The organism is Citrifermentans bremense (assembly GCF_014218275.1).
Classification (GTDB): domain Bacteria; phylum Desulfobacterota; class Desulfuromonadia; order Geobacterales; family Geobacteraceae; genus Geomonas; species Geomonas pelophila.
Genome location: NZ_AP023213.1, coordinates 2,523,771 through 2,539,276, shown reverse-complemented (window position 1 = coordinate 2,539,276; position 15,506 = coordinate 2,523,771). Strand labels below are relative to the sequence as shown.

At 60.1% G+C, this 15,506-nt stretch carries 16 protein-coding genes and 1 riboswitch; of the genes, 12 read left to right on the top strand and 4 right to left on the bottom strand.

The window, feature by feature from the left end; all coding sequences use genetic code 11:
• Positions 1-9: 9 nt before the first annotated feature.
• Positions 10-960: a hypothetical protein gene (locus GEOBRER4_RS11205; protein WP_185242366.1), complete on the top strand. Its 951-nt coding sequence runs from the start codon at positions 10-12 to the stop codon at positions 958-960.
• A gap of 22 nt (positions 961-982) precedes the next feature.
• Here GEOBRER4_RS11205 and GEOBRER4_RS11200 read toward each other — a convergent pair whose 3' ends face one another.
• From GEOBRER4_RS11200 to GEOBRER4_RS11190, 3 genes are read right to left on the bottom strand one after another with little or no spacing between them, the layout of a single operon-like run.
• Positions 983-1,714: an SDR family oxidoreductase gene (locus tag GEOBRER4_RS11200; protein WP_185242365.1), complete on the bottom strand. Its 732-nt coding sequence runs from the start codon at positions 1,712-1,714 to the stop codon at positions 983-985.
• A 53-nt stretch (positions 1,715-1,767) separates the two neighbouring features.
• On the bottom strand, positions 1,768-3,678 hold the full coding sequence (locus tag GEOBRER4_RS11195) for an FUSC family protein (protein WP_226377763.1): 1,911 nt from the start codon (positions 3,676-3,678) through the stop codon (positions 1,768-1,770).
• A complete protein-coding gene (locus tag GEOBRER4_RS11190) occupies positions 3,675-4,139 on the bottom strand; it encodes a MarR family winged helix-turn-helix transcriptional regulator (RefSeq protein WP_185242364.1) in 465 nt (154 codons plus the stop codon). The genes GEOBRER4_RS11195 and GEOBRER4_RS11190 overlap by 4 nt, the downstream gene beginning before the upstream one ends.
• A 173-nt stretch (positions 4,140-4,312) precedes the next feature.
• A riboswitch (cyclic di-GMP riboswitch) is annotated at positions 4,313-4,390 on the top strand.
• Positions 4,391-4,497: 107 nt separating this feature from the next.
• Here GEOBRER4_RS11190 and GEOBRER4_RS11185 point away from each other — a divergent pair.
• Complete coding sequence (locus tag GEOBRER4_RS11185) at positions 4,498-4,806, top strand: hypothetical protein (RefSeq protein WP_185242363.1); 309 nt, start codon at positions 4,498-4,500, stop codon at positions 4,804-4,806.
• Positions 4,807-4,871: 65 nt separating this feature from the next.
• Here the strand turns inward: GEOBRER4_RS11185 and GEOBRER4_RS11180 are convergent, their stop codons facing one another.
• Entirely contained in the window at positions 4,872-6,251 is a 1,380-nt protein-coding gene (locus GEOBRER4_RS11180; RefSeq protein ID WP_185242362.1) for a rhodanese-like domain-containing protein, read from the bottom strand.
• A 198-nt stretch (positions 6,252-6,449) separates the two neighbouring features.
• On the opposite strand from GEOBRER4_RS11180, the gene GEOBRER4_RS11175 reads away from it, so the two are divergent.
• The 10 genes from GEOBRER4_RS11175 to GEOBRER4_RS11130 all read left to right on the top strand — a co-directional run bounded on the left by GEOBRER4_RS11175 (position 6,450) and on the right by GEOBRER4_RS11130 (position 15,501).
• Positions 6,450-7,799, top strand: a complete 1,350-nt coding sequence (locus GEOBRER4_RS11175; RefSeq protein ID WP_185242361.1) for an MATE family efflux transporter — start codon at positions 6,450-6,452, stop codon at positions 7,797-7,799.
• 386 nt (positions 7,800-8,185) lie between these two features.
• Positions 8,186-8,878: a phosphoadenylyl-sulfate reductase gene (locus GEOBRER4_RS11170; RefSeq protein ID WP_185242360.1), complete on the top strand. Its 693-nt coding sequence runs from the start codon at positions 8,186-8,188 to the stop codon at positions 8,876-8,878.
• A 70-nt stretch (positions 8,879-8,948) separates the two neighbouring features.
• Positions 8,949-9,854 (top strand): sulfate adenylyltransferase subunit CysD, encoded by a 906-nt coding sequence (cysD, locus tag GEOBRER4_RS11165; RefSeq protein WP_185242359.1) that lies wholly within the window; start codon positions 8,949-8,951, stop codon positions 9,852-9,854.
• Entirely contained in the window at positions 9,854-11,509 is a 1,656-nt protein-coding gene (gene cysN / locus GEOBRER4_RS11160) for a sulfate adenylyltransferase subunit CysN (protein WP_185242358.1), read from the top strand. Before cysD ends, cysN begins: the two co-directional genes overlap by 1 nt.
• Before the next feature lie 204 nt (positions 11,510-11,713).
• A complete protein-coding gene (locus tag GEOBRER4_RS11155; protein ID WP_185242357.1) occupies positions 11,714-12,019 on the top strand; it encodes a hypothetical protein in 306 nt (101 codons plus the stop codon).
• A gap of 152 nt (positions 12,020-12,171) precedes the next feature.
• A complete protein-coding gene (locus GEOBRER4_RS11150) occupies positions 12,172-12,510 on the top strand; it encodes an ArsR/SmtB family transcription factor (protein WP_185242356.1) in 339 nt (112 codons plus the stop codon).
• A gap of 24 nt (positions 12,511-12,534) precedes the next feature.
• Positions 12,535-13,590: an ACR3 family arsenite efflux transporter gene (gene arsB, locus GEOBRER4_RS11145; RefSeq protein WP_185242355.1), complete on the top strand. Its 1,056-nt coding sequence runs from the start codon at positions 12,535-12,537 to the stop codon at positions 13,588-13,590.
• Positions 13,591-13,603: 13 nt separating this feature from the next.
• Positions 13,604-14,038: an arsenate reductase ArsC gene (locus GEOBRER4_RS11140; protein WP_185242354.1), complete on the top strand. Its 435-nt coding sequence runs from the start codon at positions 13,604-13,606 to the stop codon at positions 14,036-14,038.
• Positions 14,039-14,058: 20 nt separating this feature from the next.
• Positions 14,059-14,451, top strand: a complete 393-nt coding sequence (locus GEOBRER4_RS11135; RefSeq protein WP_185242353.1) for a DUF2703 domain-containing protein — start codon at positions 14,059-14,061, stop codon at positions 14,449-14,451.
• Between the two features lie 102 nt (positions 14,452-14,553).
• Positions 14,554-15,501 (top strand): permease, encoded by a 948-nt coding sequence (locus GEOBRER4_RS11130; protein WP_185242352.1) that lies wholly within the window; start codon positions 14,554-14,556, stop codon positions 15,499-15,501.
• Positions 15,502-15,506 lie beyond the last annotated feature (5 nt).

The window sequence follows — 15,506 nt, the reverse complement described above, 5'->3', positions numbered from 1 at the left end:
AGGTAGCAGTTGCTGAGGTTCTTCAAATCGATCTTTCGCAGAAATCCGCAACATGGCAGGGTTCCGGAATCCCTGGTGAAGGCCGCCATCGAGCGCGCCGTAGACGGCACCGACCCCTGGATACGGGCCGTTTCCGGCTACAAGAAGAAGTTGCGCCCCGCAGTCCTGCACGCCATCGACCACGTCATCTCTTTGGTGGACCAGGCCGGCCCGCCGGTGAACCTGGACCGGAAAAGCTACGACAGCGATCCACTGCTGCGTAGCTTTTTCATTTCCGCTGCCGATCTCGAGCGGTTCCTGGAGAGAGATCCATGCCTTGCTGAATTGAGGAAAAACAATGGGGAGGGGGGGCACGCCTTCGCCCTTTTGCTGATGGAAAAGCGCGAGAGGGCGACCCTGGGCGCGGAGGTGTCCGGGGAAGTGGTGCTCCGCGACGTGCCGCAGGTCAGTGTCAGCTTCGAATCGCACCGGCTGTTGGACGTGTCTTTAAGCGAGGAGCAGACACGGTACCAGCTCAAGCGTCGCGCCTACGATCACCTGCTGGAGATCGCTCTGGGGATGATCACCGAGACCAAGATGAGGCGCGGCAAGCTCGAGAAGCACCGAACCCTCTTGGAGTCGAAGCTTGCGCTTTTGCACCGCGGCGGATGGGGGTTCGATGAGAGCGGCGACGAGAAAATCGACGCTGCGGAAGTCGAAGATAAGTTGGCCCAGATCGAGGCCCAGCTGCTGGAGATAGGGAAGGAAGACAAGGTGCTCGACCTCTACCTGGCCCTGGTGGCCGACGTGCTGGGGAGTGCCGAGCTGCATCTTTGGGCCGGCAGCGAGGCGTTGGTCGTGGACCGGATGGGTATAAAGCGCAAGGAGGCCGCGGCGGGCGCCAAAGAGCTCCCGCTCCAGGTGATGGGGGATTCGCAGGGGAGGCGGCGGGTGGTCGCGCTGGTCGCCCTAACGCTTTAGCCGCCCCCCCTGAACGGTTACTCTAGCCGGGAATCATGGCGGCGAACTGCCGCTCGACCTCCTTGGGTGCCTGCAAAAGGGCCGCAGAAACCTCTTGCGACATCGCGTCGGGATATATCTCCTCCTGCTCCTTTTCTATTCCCTCCAGTATCGCCTGCGCCACTTCCTCGGTAGTCGCCTTAGGCATCTCCTGACCGGAGGTCATCCTGGTGCCGACAGGGCCGGGATAGACCCCGAGCACCTTGACCCCGCGCGGCGCCAGCTCGGCCCGGATCCCCTGCAGCAGCGAGTGCACCGCCGCCTTCGAGGCGCTGTAGGTACCGTTGACCGGGAGGTTGACCAGCCCGATCACGGAACAGACGTTGACGATGCACCCCTTGCGCTCGATGAGGGCTGGGGCGAAGGCGCGGCACATGGCGAGCGTCCCCAGGTAGTTCACCTTCATCTCCTGGCGCGCGTTCTCGATGGCGTTTTCCGCCAGAAACCCGGCACATCGGTTGATACCTGCGTTGTTGATGACAAGGTCCACGTCCGGGCAGTGATCCGCTGCTGCAGTTACGCTGGTGGCGTGGGTGACCTCAAGCCTCACGGCCGCCACCCGGGCGTCGATCCTTGAGAGCTCCGCTACTGCTTCGATGCTCCTTGCCGCCGCGTAAACCCTGGCGGCCCCTTTTTTAAGCAAACCCTCGACCAGGGAACGGCCGATCCCGCCGTTGGCGCCGGTCACCAAGACTGTTTTTCCTGCGATTTCCATTTTGACTCCTTTTTGTTGTCTATCTCGTGCGGGGCTGGCCGGATGAACCCTCGTCAGATGGCCAGCACGATCTCTGATCCCATGGCAGCCGGCTCTTGCTCTGCTTCAGCTTGATTTGGCGGCAAAGGGGCGATGATGGCGGAAAGTGCATCCGCCCAGGGGTGCAGCAGGCAGCTTTGCACAGGAGGCTTGCGTGCGGCGCCGGATATCCTGGCAAGCTTCTCCCGTGTCTGCCGGGCGTCCTCCGGGTGGAACTCGTCATGTTGCAGTTTCTGGCGCAGCCGCTCGATGGAGGCGGTAAGCGCTAGAAGCGCGATGGCCCCGGAGACCACGGCTACGCGGTTTGTATCGCAGCTTTTCGCCAGGGCTAGGAGTCTCAGCACACGGTGCTGCAGCTTGGCCCGGATGCGTGCCGGCGCAACGCCTTGTTCATTGGCTGACATCCGTGCCACGTCTTTTGCTATGGCAGCCAAAAGGGAGCGCCTGCGTATGGCCGGGTTGACCGGGACCAGTAAGGTGTAGCCGATATAGGCGGCGGCTACTCCGGACACCATGGCGACGGCCCCGATAGCAAGGTCGGCTGCGGCGATGGTCACCGGCACCCCAGGCTGGATCACGAAGATGAAAAAGAGGGTGGCATCCGTGGCTGGTATCACGGTACGGCGATGCTGCATGGCGTAGGCGCCGAGCAGTATGAAAGGGGCGATGACTGCGACGGTTTCGGTAAAACCGCTCACTCCGTCGAGCAGCACCACGCGGCAGAATACGGCTAGCGCAGACCCGGTCGCCGCACCGATGAAGATGTTGCCGACAAACATCGCCGGGTGCTCCTTGTTGGAGAAGATGCTGATCATGATGGAGAGCGCCATGAGCATGAGCGGCCCTTTGCTCCAGCCGGTCAGCGACCAGACGAGACCGACGACGGCGATGACGAGCCCCCCGCGAACGGCGGCGCGGCCGGCCTCCTGCCGGTCCCGATGGCGGATCAGGTGGTAAGCGGGCTCCTTCGCTCCATCGTACATGCCATGGTCGAGGACGACCTCGTTGGCCCCGGCAAGATCGTAGAGGGCCCGTCCCACCTGGGGAAGGTGGAGCCCCGTCTCGGCAGCCACGGCTTTTACCTTCCGGCACCATTCAGATATCGGGGCGCGTTCCAGTCCTGCCGCCAGCTCCTGAAGCTGCCGGCCCCACGCTTCTCTCCACTTCGTCGCCGCGCTCCCTTGTTCCTGTCGGACCGGCGGCTCGGCGTCGAGCCTTCCCAGCGCCAGCAACGAAAGTAGGGCGCCCAGCAGGCTTCTGGCGTTCCGCCTGTGGTTTTTGAACGAGGCGCTCATCCCGCCGGCATCCAGCAGCGCCTCGATATCCGCCGCCTCGCGGAGGATTTCCTGTTCCAGTTCCGCTGCGGCCTGGCTCCGGGCACACCCCAGCAGGCCCAGCCAGCGCACCGCATCTGCCGTAACGTGCGTGAGGCGCCGGTCCAAGTCGTCCATGCTGTGGCGAGGAGTGAAAAGGGCGGTGACGCAGGTGGTGACCAGTATGCCGATGATGATGCAGGCGACCCGGCCGAAAGCGAGGTCATCTGCGTGACCTGGGTTCTGGTAGCCGCTCATGGCGATCACAGCGCAGGTGCATGCGGCCATCAATGCGGCATAAGAGCGCAATCCGTGGAGCAGGTTCCCGACGCCGACACATGCGGCGATCCAGATGGAAAGCGCAGCGGTCAGAACCAGCGGGGAAGCGGTCTGGAGCAGCAGGAGCCAGGCGGCCGCGGAGCCGATGGCTGTGCCGATCAGGCGGTAATAGCTCTTCTCGAACAGCAGAGCCCTCGTGGGTTGCACCACTATCAGCGCGGTCATGGCGGCCCAGTAGGGATTCTCGAGGCGGAGCAGGTGGGCGACAGCCAGAGCTGCCAGTGCGGCGACCGCGGCTCTAACGGCAGGAATCAGTTCAGGCAACTGCATCATTTGCCTTTCTGCCTCGCGTCCGCTACAGCCGTCTCCAGCCTTTCCACCAAACAGGTCAGTTGTTCCAGTTCACTCCCGCTGAAATTGTTCAGCAGTTGCTCCTCCCGGAAGACGACGGTCTCCCTTATGCGCGCGACCATCGAGTGCCCCATGTCGGTCAACGAAAGCAGTTTCGCGCGGCGATCGGTCCTGTCCTCCGCCCGGTGTACCAGCCCCTTCGCGATCAAGGTCTCGACGAGGCGCACCATGGACGGCCCTTCGATGCCGACCGAGGCGGCTAAGTCCTTCTGGCGGATGCCGTCGCCCAGGTGGCTGAGATGCAGAAGCGGACGCCAGGTGGCTTCGGTGAGGCCGCAGTTCTGGAAATCCGCGTTCAGGACTTTGCGCCAGTTCCTGGTGAGTAACCCCAGGTGGAAGAGGAGGTTGTTCTTGGTGATCTTCTTTGTTGGTGATTGGGTCATGCATAATAGGTAGCATGCTATCTATTATTTTGCTACCTATTTTTTGCTTTGCCGTGGCGAAGGGGCGGAGGGGAAAGTCACAAAACGAGGCGGGAATGTCATAGACGCCCAGTCACATCCTGATTGACAATTGCTGCTAATTATCGTATCCATATCCAGACGGAAAACTCATACACACGAAAAGGCAAACCCAGGGTAACCTGGGGACGCAAAGCCACCTGTCCAGCATTCTGGAAAGAGGGGTTGTCGAAGTGGCCAGTCAGAGCCTGCCATTTCATTTTTGGTGGGCTTTTATTGTTTCGGGCTGCTCATGACCAGGTTCAGGATGTTGGCGACAATAATCCAGGAGGTCGGGCCTATGAGGACATGCAGTTACACTGCAATGAACGGCGAAGCCAAAGTGCTGAAACTGGACTCTGCGATCGATATCGCTGTAGGTCGAAGTTCCCTGCGCAGAGGATGGTCCGCCACTCTTTTATTCAATCCTGCGACGCTTTCCTTCATCGAGTACCGCTGCTCCCCACCGGACCGGTTCGGACAACGCAAGGAGGAGGCTCAGGAAGTCACCAGCCACTACATCTACAAGAATTTCAAGCTCGATCCCATCCTCCTCTTGGCGATTCAGCAAAACCCGCGGGAGTGGAAACCGGCGAACCAGACAGGGTGACGCCTGGAACAAAAACGCCCCGACGGGCAGCCGTCGAGGCGTTTTTCAGTTGACCGCAAGAGGGCCTACTTGATCTGGAACCCGCCGTCGCTGGCGACGGTGATGCTGGCGTCGAGGAAGCGCGCCTTGTACCCCTTGTCTTTCAGGATGTTGTACGCCATCTCCGCCCGGGCGCCGGTCGTGCAGTGCAGCACGAGCTCCTTCTCCTTGGGGATCTCGGCCAGCCGCGAGGCGACTTCGTCGGCTGGGATGTTCCTCGCCCCCTTGATCATCCCTTTCTCGACCTCGTCGCCACCGCGCACGTCGACGATCAAAACGTTTTCCGGGAGCGCCTTGGCCAGCGCCTGGAACTCGGCAACGGATATGGAGCCGGCCTTGGGTTTGGGAACATAGGCGATCTTCGTTGCCGGGGCTTCAGCCTCGACGGCCAGCTTCGCTCCCTGCCAGGCGGCAAAACCGCCGGAAAGGACCCGCGGTCCCGGGAACCCTGCCTTCACGAGCGCCGTGGCGACCTTCTCCGCGCTTCCTTCCCCCTTGGAGTCATAGATCACGATAGGGGGCTTTTGCTCCTTGAACGGTTTGAGCGCAGCGATAACGGCTTCGGGATTCAGGTTTACCGCCCCCTTGATGTGGCCGGCCTTGGCCTCTTTCTCGGGACGCAGGTCGACCAGCACGGACGAGACCTCTTTGTCCAGCCACCCCTCCCTGAGGGATTGCGCGCTCAGGACGGTGAAATTTCTCTTGTTCCACTCGGGCATTCCGTCGTGGAAGATCTTCACGTTGGTGTAGCCGGCTTTTTCCGCCTCACGGGCGGAAGAGGGACTGAGCGCTCACGTGACTCCGGCACAGAAGTAGACCAGCAACTCCCCCTTGTCCTTGGGGAGCTTGTCCAGGTTCTTCTGGAAAGCAGGGAGCGGGATGTTGATCGCGGTCGGGATCGATCCCTCCTGGAACTTTACCGGGGGACGGGCGTCTACCAGGGTGTATTTCACCTTTCCCGACAACAGTTTTTCCACCTCTTCGACCTTCACCTGCTTTTCCGCAGGCACCTTCATGGCGGGCTTGATGGAGATCTCCGAGATCTGCTTCATGCCGTCCGCCCCGACGACGTAAGCCACCCTGACCTCGTGGCCCTTCTTGATGTCTTTCAGAGACTTCTTCACGTTCTTCGGGTCGGAGCCATTGATGACCTTGAGCTCTTCCGCGTCGAACTTCACCACCTCGAAGGAGTTGTCGAGCTTTAGCTGGATGCTGTCCGACTTGAGCGCAACCTGGTCGAAGAAGGCCCGCATCTGCCCGTCCACGGGCTTGTGGCAGACCGAACAGGACTTAACGTCCTTCTGTTTCGCAGACGACGCCTGTTCTGCTGCCCACAGTGTCTGTGTCATAGCCAGCGCCGTCAGTGACAAAGCGGCTAACGACTTCCTCATTACCCTACGGTCCATAGCTTTTATTTCCTCCTTTATTGTGCGACTCACTTGCTCAGGATTCTTTAGCTAATTGTGTGAATTTATCCGAATCGTGCTGAGAAGGCAACGCAAAATCTCACCTGTTGCATTGCATGCCGGTGGAAGCCGACCTTGTTTTTGGAAAGAGGGCCTTAGTGCTCGACAGTGCCGAACCTGATGAGGTACATTGCCGGTATGAAACAGAACCATATCCCGCGCCTGCTGAAACTTGCAGGCCCCATGATCCTCTCCACTTCCACCATAACCTTGATGCAGATCATCGACGCGCTGATACTGGCACGGCACTCCAGCGCGGCGGTGGCGGCGATCGGTCCTTCCGGGCTCGCGGTCATCCTGTTCCAGGGGTTCCTTTTCGGGACCGCCGGTTACGCCGGGACCTTTGTTGCCCACAATCACGGGCGGGGCGACGCTGGCGGGGTCCGCAGGTCTGCCTGGCTCGGCATCCACACCTCAATCGCATCCGGAATCCTGGCACTTGCCTGCGCCTGGCCCCTGGCGCAGCTTTTCCTTTTGGCGGGGCATGAGCCGCAGGTTTCAGGCGACGAGCAGGTTTATTTCCTGCTCTGCATGGCCGGATCCTTGTTCCCCGTGCTCGGCTCGGCGCTCGCGGGGTGGCTCTCGGGAATAGGGCGCCCTGCCGTGGTCACGGTGGTGACCTTCATCTCCTTGATCGTCAACGCGCTGCTCGCCTGGGGGCTCGTCCTCGGCGCCTGGGGCTTTCCGCGGATGGGTATTGCCGGGGCGGCGGCTGCTACCGTAAGCGCCCAGGCCGTTGCCGCCGTGCTCTACCTGGGCATCTTCGCCCTCGGCGGAGGCTTCTCGGACCGGATCGCCCGGCGCCTTGACTGGTTGGAATGGCGCCGGTTCCTCGCCCTTGCCACCCCCATGGGGCTCAGGATCAGCGGCGAACTTACCGCGTGGACCCTTTTCCTGGTGGCGATCGGGCGCCTGGGGACTGTGGAGCTTGCCGCCTCAAGCATCGCCTTCCGTATCAACGGACTCGCCTTTTTCCCGGCGCTGGGGCTGGGTCAGGCCGCAGGGATCCTGGTCGGCCATGCCCGCGGGGCAGGGGAGGACGACCAGGTCCCGGCCATCGCCTGGCAGTCGCTTTTGATCTGCGAGGTGTGGATGCTGGTCATGGCGGTCCTCTTCGCCACGGCGTCGGCGCCCCTCATGACGCTATTTGCCGGAGAGGGAAGTGACGCTGCCGCCATAGTGGCCGCTGGGGCCCTGATCATGAAGTTCGTAGCCTTTTATTGCCTCTTCGATGCAGCCAACGTCATGATCGGCTGCGTGCTCGCCTCGGCGGGGGACACCCGCTGGATTGCCCGCACCTTCCTCTACTCTTCAGCCGGCTTCCTGGTGCTGTTGTGGCTCATCGACCACACCATGCCGGGGCTGGTTGCAGAATGGACCCTGGCCACCTTCTTCGTTTTCGTCACCGCGCTGATCTGGTCCCTGCGCTTTCGTTTCGGCGCCTGGAGGCGGACCCGGGTCCTCCATGAACCGGAACTGTCGGCTTGATCTCTGAAAGCTTCCTATTCATTATTTTAGATTGTTTACCTGTATGCAGGGGTAACATGTTGCCCCTGTAGCCCACCTCCCACAGCTGATTTACCCTACCCGCAGCTGTGGAATATTCCCGATCTTCGATAATTCCTCAAGATGATCTCCAAGAAGATAACGGATGGTTGCCTGTTTAAAAACCCTGTCGCGATAGTAATTTAACGTGGTTGACCTTGGCCTTTGCTGCATCTCTTATCCTGTTCTGTCTGTAAACACTACTTTGACGTGTGACAATTGAATAAATTTTTCTTGACTACTTTGGTTACATATTGTACAAGGTGAACAACGAAATTAAAGGGTGAGGGGAGTGCCGCTCCTGTAACACCCTGGCAAAGGAAGCCGCTATGAAATCTGTTCCTGAACTTTCCCCGAACGCGTCCCCGCAGGATATACTCCGCCTCGGGCTCGAAGCCGCGCAGGGCCCGGTCAAACTTGCCTGCTCCTTTTCGCTGGAGGACGTCGCCATCATCGATCTGGCCAAGGCCGCCGGTCTGGAGATCGGCGTCTTCGCGCTGGACACCGGGAGGCTCAACGAGGAGACCTACGAGGTCGCCGATGCCATCTCCCAGCGCTACGGCATCTCCATCGACTGGTACTTCCCGCTGCATGAAGCGGTCGAAAAGCTGGAAAGGGAGAAAGGGCTCTTCTCCTTCAGGGAGTCGCTCGATAACCGCCACGAGTGCTGCCACATCCGGAAGGTGGAGCCGCTGGGCCGGGCCCTTCAGGGGCTCTCCGGGTGGATCACCGGGATGCGCCGGGAACACAACGTGACCCGCGTAGATCTCAAGCCAATAGAACTCGACAACTTAAACGGCGGCATCTTGAAGCTGAACCCGCTGCTTAACTGGAACGAAGAGGAGCTCCAGGCCTACGTGCAGGTGCATCGGCTTCCTCAAAACCGCCTGTTGAAAGAGGGATACCGATCCATCGGCTGCGCCCCCTGCACCCGCGCGGTACAGCCGGGAGAGGACGCCAGGGCCGGCCGCTGGTGGTGGGAGAATCCGGAGCACAAAGAGTGCGGGCTACACAGAAGATAGGAAGCCAACGAGGGGATTACCCGGTGGCAGCATCGGGCAACCGGCACACAGCTTTGAAATGGGAACTCATATGACCAGACAATTTACCCATCTGCAGCAACTCGAAGCGGAAAGCATCCACATCATCCGTGAAGTGGTAGCCGAATTCGACAATCCGGTGATGCTTTACTCCATCGGCAAGGACTCGGCGGTCATGCTTCATCTCGCCCGTAAGGCCTTCTACCCGGCTCCGCCACCCTTTCCCTTGCTGCACGTCGACACCACCTGGAAGTTCCGCGACATGATCGAGTTCCGCGGGCGGATGGCCAAGGAATCTGGTATGGAACTTCTGGTGCACGTGAACGAGGACGGCGTGAAAAGGGGGGTGAGTCCCTTCACCCACGGCTCGGCGCTTTACACCGACGTGATGAAGACCGAAGGGTTGAAGCAGGCGCTCGACCACTACAAGTTCGACGCAGCCTTCGGTGGGGCTCGACGCGACGAGGAGAAATCCCGCGCCAAGGAGCGCATCTTCTCCTTCCGCAGCGCGAACCACCGCTGGGACCCGAAGAACCAGCGCCCAGAGCTCTGGAGCCTCTACAACACCCGGATCAAGCCGGGCGAGAGCATCCGGGTCTTCCCCCTCTCCAACTGGACCGAACTCGACATCTGGCAGTACATCCATCTGGAGCAGATACCGATCGTCCCTCTTTACTACGCCGCCGTAAGGCCGGTGGTCGAGCGCGACGGCATGCTGATCATGGTGGACGACGACCGGCTCGAACTCAAGCCCGGCGAGAAGATCGAGTACAAATCGGTCCGCTTCCGCACCCTGGGATGCTACCCGCTCACCGGCGCTGTCGAATCCGAGGCCGATACCTTGCCCGAGATCATCCAGGAAATGCTCCTCACCCGCACCTCCGAACGCCAGGGGCGCCTGATCGACCACGACCAGGCCGGTTCGATGGAGAAGAAGAAACAGGAGGGGTACTTCTAATGGCACATCAATCCGATCTGATCGAGAAGGATATCCTCGCCTACCTGAAGAGCCAGGAGGAGAAGTCGCTGCTCCGTTTCATCACCTGCGGCAGCGTGGACGACGGCAAAAGCACCCTGATCGGCCGCCTTCTGTGGGACTCGAAGATGGTGTTCGAGGACCAGCTGGCGGCGCTTGAGGCGGACAGCAAGAAGGTGGGTACCCAGGGGGGAGCCATCGACTACGCGCTGCTTTTGGACGGGCTGCAGGCCGAGCGGGAACAGGGTATCACCATCGACGTCGCCTATCGCTTCTTCTCCACCGACCGCCGCAAGTTCATCGTCGCCGACACCCCCGGCCACGAGCAGTACACCCGCAACATGGTGACCGGCGCCTCCACCGCGAAGGTGGCGGTCATCCTGGTGGACGCACGCAAGGGGCTTTTGACCCAGACCCGCCGGCACAGCTACCTGGTGTCGCTGGTGGGGATCCGCCATATCGTCCTGGCCATCAACAAGATGGACCTGATCGATTTCGACGCGGAGAAGTTTGCCGCCATCGAGAGGGAGTACCGGGAATTCGCCGCTCCGCTTGGCTTCAGCTCCATCACGGCGCTCCCGATCTCGGCTTTAAACGGCGATAACATCATCGAGAAGAGCGCCAACACCCCCTGGTACCAGGGGCCGCCGCTTTTGCACTTCCTCGAGACCGTGCAGGTCGAGGATGACCGTGTCGACCAGGCTTTCCGGCTGCCGGTGCAGTGGGTGAACCGTCCCAACCTCGATTTCCGCGGTTTCTGCGGCACCGTCGCCTCCGGGGCCATCCGTCCCGGCGACGAAATCCGTGTCGCCTCGTCCGGGCAGGTAAGCAAGGTCTCAAGGATAGTCACCATGAACGGCGATCTCGATGAGGCTGTCGCCGGCCAGGCCGTGACGTTGACGCTCGAAGACGAAATCGACATCAGCCGCGGCGACATGCTGACACGCAGCGACGCGCCGCCGCTTTACACGCGGCATCCCGAGGCGCAGCTCGTCTGGCTTCACGACGAACCGCTGCAGCCGGGGCAGCTGTACCTGGTGAAGACTGCCACAGGTGTCACCCCCGGCAGGGTGACCGCGGTCCACTATGCGACCGACGTGAACACCCTGGAGCAGAAGCAGGTGGCAACGCTTGGGCTGAACGAGATCGGCCTGGCGAGGCTGGAGCTGGACCGCCCGGTCTCCTTCGACCCGTACCGCGAGAACAGGGATACCGGCAGCTTCATCCTCATCGACCGCTTCACCAACGCCACGGTGGCGGCCGGCATGGTGGTCGAGGCTCTCCCCAAGGACGTCGCAGAGTTGACCGAGGGAGGGGCTGGAACCGGAAGCTCCTGGGTTCGACGCATCAGCCTCGGCGAGGTGGCAGCGACCAACCTGAACCTGGTCGACCTGAGGGAAGAGAAGGGGGCCTTCGTGCTCGACGTGCCGCAGGGTCTCCTGGAGCACCTCGCTAAGGGGAACCGTCTGCTTTTCAGGCTGCGCGACCTGGGGCAGCTGGAGCCTGTCGCGTTCGTCGCCTACGAGAACTGCCTCGCCTTCGAGTTCGACCGGACGCCTGAGGGTATCAGCGTGCTCCTTTACAAGCGCAGCAGTCACCCCCACAAGGATATCGGAGACGACGGGGTCGGGATCTAAGCTAGCCACCCCGCAGTAAAAACCCATGGCCAAGGAGTGCGTCGGATCGCTCCTTGGCCTTTTTCTTTGAGCACCGGAATTGGCTAAGGCTTGACATAAATACTGGCTGTGCGATTATTTCCCCGGCTGCTGCTTACCCCACAGAGGAATGTTGTAGGGGCTGTGAGCATATTTAACTGAACCAGTAGATTTGTGAGGTGGCAAGTGAGTGTAAAAACTTTGGCAGCACATCTCGTTGCAGCTCTTTCTTTGGTCTCTGGGTCTGCCTTTGCTGACCAGATTGTCATCAGCTACAGTTCCGGCAAGACTCAAACAGTAATTTTGGATGATCAGATTGAGCAAGTGAAGGACATCAGGCTTGATCGGAATGGAGGGGCGGTATCCGAGAAGGTTAAGGAACTGCTGACCGGGAAGCCCGGGAACGAGGAGCAGGGGGCGAGAAAGGAGCAGTCCCCTGCAAAGCAAAACCGACAGCCCAAGATCCAGTGGGCGCCGCCGCTATCCGAGTGAGAGCAGGGTAGCAAAAAGGGCCGAGGCTTAACGTCTCGGCCCTTTTTCGTCTCTGCGTGACAACACAACTGGAGGAAGTCCCCTGCCTGGTACCATGACAACTCCGTTGGGAAGTTCTTGACGTATCCGCTTATCCGGATATAATCGCCGCCATGAAAACGACCGTACAGTGCTTCAAAGCCCTTGCCGATGAAACCCGCCTCCGTATCGTGGCGCTGCTCCTTTTTTCCGGGGAACTTTGCGTTTGCGACATCACCGCGACGCTTAAGCTGCCGCAATCTACCGTTTCCAGGCACCTTGCCTACCTGAAAAACGCCGGATGGGTCACTGACCGCAGGGAAGGGGTCTGGATCATCTACGCAATTTCGGCCGACAACCCCATGAAGGCTCAATTGGCGGGTGTGCTGAAGGAACTGCTCACCGAATTGCCGCAGGTCGTCGCCGACCTGAAGAAGATCTCTTCTTTTGCCAAGGGGGCCAACTGCGCCTGATTTTTTTTGTGATAAGGAGGAGTCATGTCTACCGGGGTCTCCCAGAAACTTTCCTTTCTCGACCGCTATCTTACCCTTTGGATCTTCCTCGCCATGTTTGCCGGGGTGGGAACGGGATATTTCTTCCCCGGGATTGAAGGGTTCATCAACAGCTTCCAGGTCGGGACCACAAACATCCCCATCGCGGCAGGTCTCATCCTCATGATGTACCCACCCTTTGCCAAGGTGAAGTACGAGGATATGCCGGAGGTCTTCCACAACAAGCGCGTTCTCGGGCTCTCCCTGGTCCAAAACTGGCTGATAGGGCCGGTCCTGATGTTCATCCTGGCAGTCGTATTTCTCCCCGACAAGCCTGAGTACATGGTGGGACTCATCATGATAGGGCTTGCCCGATGCATAGCCATGGTCATCGTCTGGAACGATCTGGCTAAGGGGAGCACCGAGTACGCCGCAGGGTTGGTCGCGTTCAACAGCGTTTTCCAGGTACTTTTCTACAGCGTCTACGCCTGGTTCTTCATCACCGTCCTCCCTCCTCTGGTCGGTCTGTCCGGCAGCATGGTGGAAGTCGGCATAGGGCAGATCGCGAAGAGCGTCTTCATCTACCTGGGGGTGCCGTTCATCGCCGGTGCGGTCACCCGTCTGGTCGGCGTCAAACTGATGGGGAAGGAGCGCTACCACCGGGAATTCGTCCCCAGGATCGGCCCGGTCACGCTGATTGCGCTTCTCTTCACCATCGTCGTCATGTTCAGCCTGAAGGGGAACCTCATCGTTTCGCTCCCTCTCGACGTCGCCCGGATCGCGCTCCCGCTGCTCATCTATTTCGTCGCCATGTTCTTCGTCTCCTTCTGGATGGGGAAGAGGCTCGGCGCCGACTACAGCAAGACCACGACCCTTGCCTTCACCGCCGCGAGCAACAACTTCGAGCTCGCCATCGCCGTCGCCGTTGCCGTCTTCGGGCTCAATTCCGGCGCAGCCTTTGCCGCCGTAATCGGCCCCCTGGTGGAAGTTCCGGTGATGATAGCCCTGGTGAACGTGGCTTTCTGGTTCCAGCGCCGCTACTTTTCAGGTACCGGCCTTTGACAGGAGACAAGTGATGCAAGGAAAAATAAGGGTCTTGTTTGTCTGCATACATAACAGCGCCAGAAGCCAGATGGGGGAGGCGTTCTTGAAGCAAGCGGGCGGGGAACGGTTCGAGGTGCAAAGCGCCGGGATCGAGCCGGGGAGGCTGAACCCTCTCGTGGTCCAGGCCATGAAGGAGGTCGGCATAGACATCTCCGGCAATGTAACCAAAGAGGTTTCGCAGTTTATCGAGAAAGGCGCCCCATTTGATTACGTCATCACCGTCTGCGATGAAACCAGTGCCGAGAGGTGCCCGCTTTTTCCGGGGAAGGCGCAGAGGCTTCACTGGGGTTTCCCCGATCCCTCGGCGCTGCAGGGGACCGATGAAGAAAAGCTGCAGTCCATCCGCGCAATCAGAGACGACATCAAAAAGAAGGTGGAAAGCTGGATCATCTCCCTGGCCGCATAGAAGGGAGCGCGGGAGGCACCATGCCGGAACTCAGGATCAAGTGGCAACGCCTTGTAGACGACACCGGGCAGACCTGCAGTCGCTGCTCCGGGACCGGCGATGAAGTCGCAACCGCCGTCGGAATGCTGTCCGACGCACTTGCCCATCTGGGTATCACTGTCGCAGCGGAAATGACGGAATTGAGGACCAACGACTTCCTCCAGGACCCGCTGGAGTCTAACCGGGTCTGGATTGGGGGTAAGCCTCTTGAATGCTGGCTGCACGCTGAGGTAGGCAAGAGCGATTGCTGCGGTCCCTGCGGTGAAAGCCAGTGCAGGACCCTCTCCGTTGGCGGTCAAGGTTACGAGGTTATCCCGAAAAAACTGATACTGAAGGCAGGGCTTCTGGCCGCCGCCGAAATGGTCGGCTCTTAGCGACCTGAAGAGCCACCAGAAACGCGCGCACTGAGGGCGGCAGGGGGCTGCTGCAGCAGCTGCAGTTGTGATATGTCTTTTGTCGTTGTACCGGAGTAACAGATGCTGAAGAGCTTTGCAGACTATGTGGTATTCGGTGTCATGGGGCTTTCGCCGCAAAGCAGGCTCGGCGACGCCCTGGACTTCTTCGTCTATGACACCCTGAAGATCTTTTTGCTTTTGACCACCATCGTCTTTGCAGTCGCGGTGATAAGGTCGTACTTCTCGCCTGAACGCACCCGCCGCATCCTTTCCCACAACAGGGAGTACGTCGGCAACGTTCTGGCGGCCCTGCTCGGCATCGTCACCCCCTTTTGCTCCTGCTCGGCCGTCCCTCTTTTCATCGGCTTCGTCGAGTCCGGTATTCCCCTGGGGGTTACCTTCTCCTTCCTGGTTTCCTCGCCGATGGTCAACGAAGTGGCCCTGATCATGCTCTGGGGCCTCTTCGGGTGGAAGATAGCGGCGATCTACATCGGGGCGGGGCTCGTGGTGGCCATTGCTGCAGGTGTCGTCATCGGCCGGCTTAAGATGGAAAAGTACGTCCAGGACTACGTCTGGGAGGTCAAGGTTGGCGCTGCTGAGATCGAGCAACAGAGCTTCGCTCAGAAGCTCGCCTATGCACGGGATTACACGATCAGCCTGCTGAAGATGATCTGGCCCTACGTGGTCGTCGGAATCGGGGCCGGCGCCTTCATCCATGGCTATGCTCCCGCCGATTTGCTGCTCCAGTACGCAGGTCCGGGCAACCCTCTTGCGGTGCCGCTTGCTGTGCTCATAGGCGTGCCGCTTTACTCCAACGCGGCCGGCATCATCCCGATAGTACAGGCCTTGATGGAAAAAGGGATGGCTGTCGGCACCGTGCTGGCGTTCATGATGGCGGTGACGGCACTGTCGTTCCCCGAAGCCGTGATCCTGAAAAACGTCCTGAAAACGAGGCTCCTTCTCACCTTTTTCGGAACGGTTGCCTGCGCAATAGTCGTCGTCGGCTATCTGTTCAATCTGATCTTGTAAAAGGC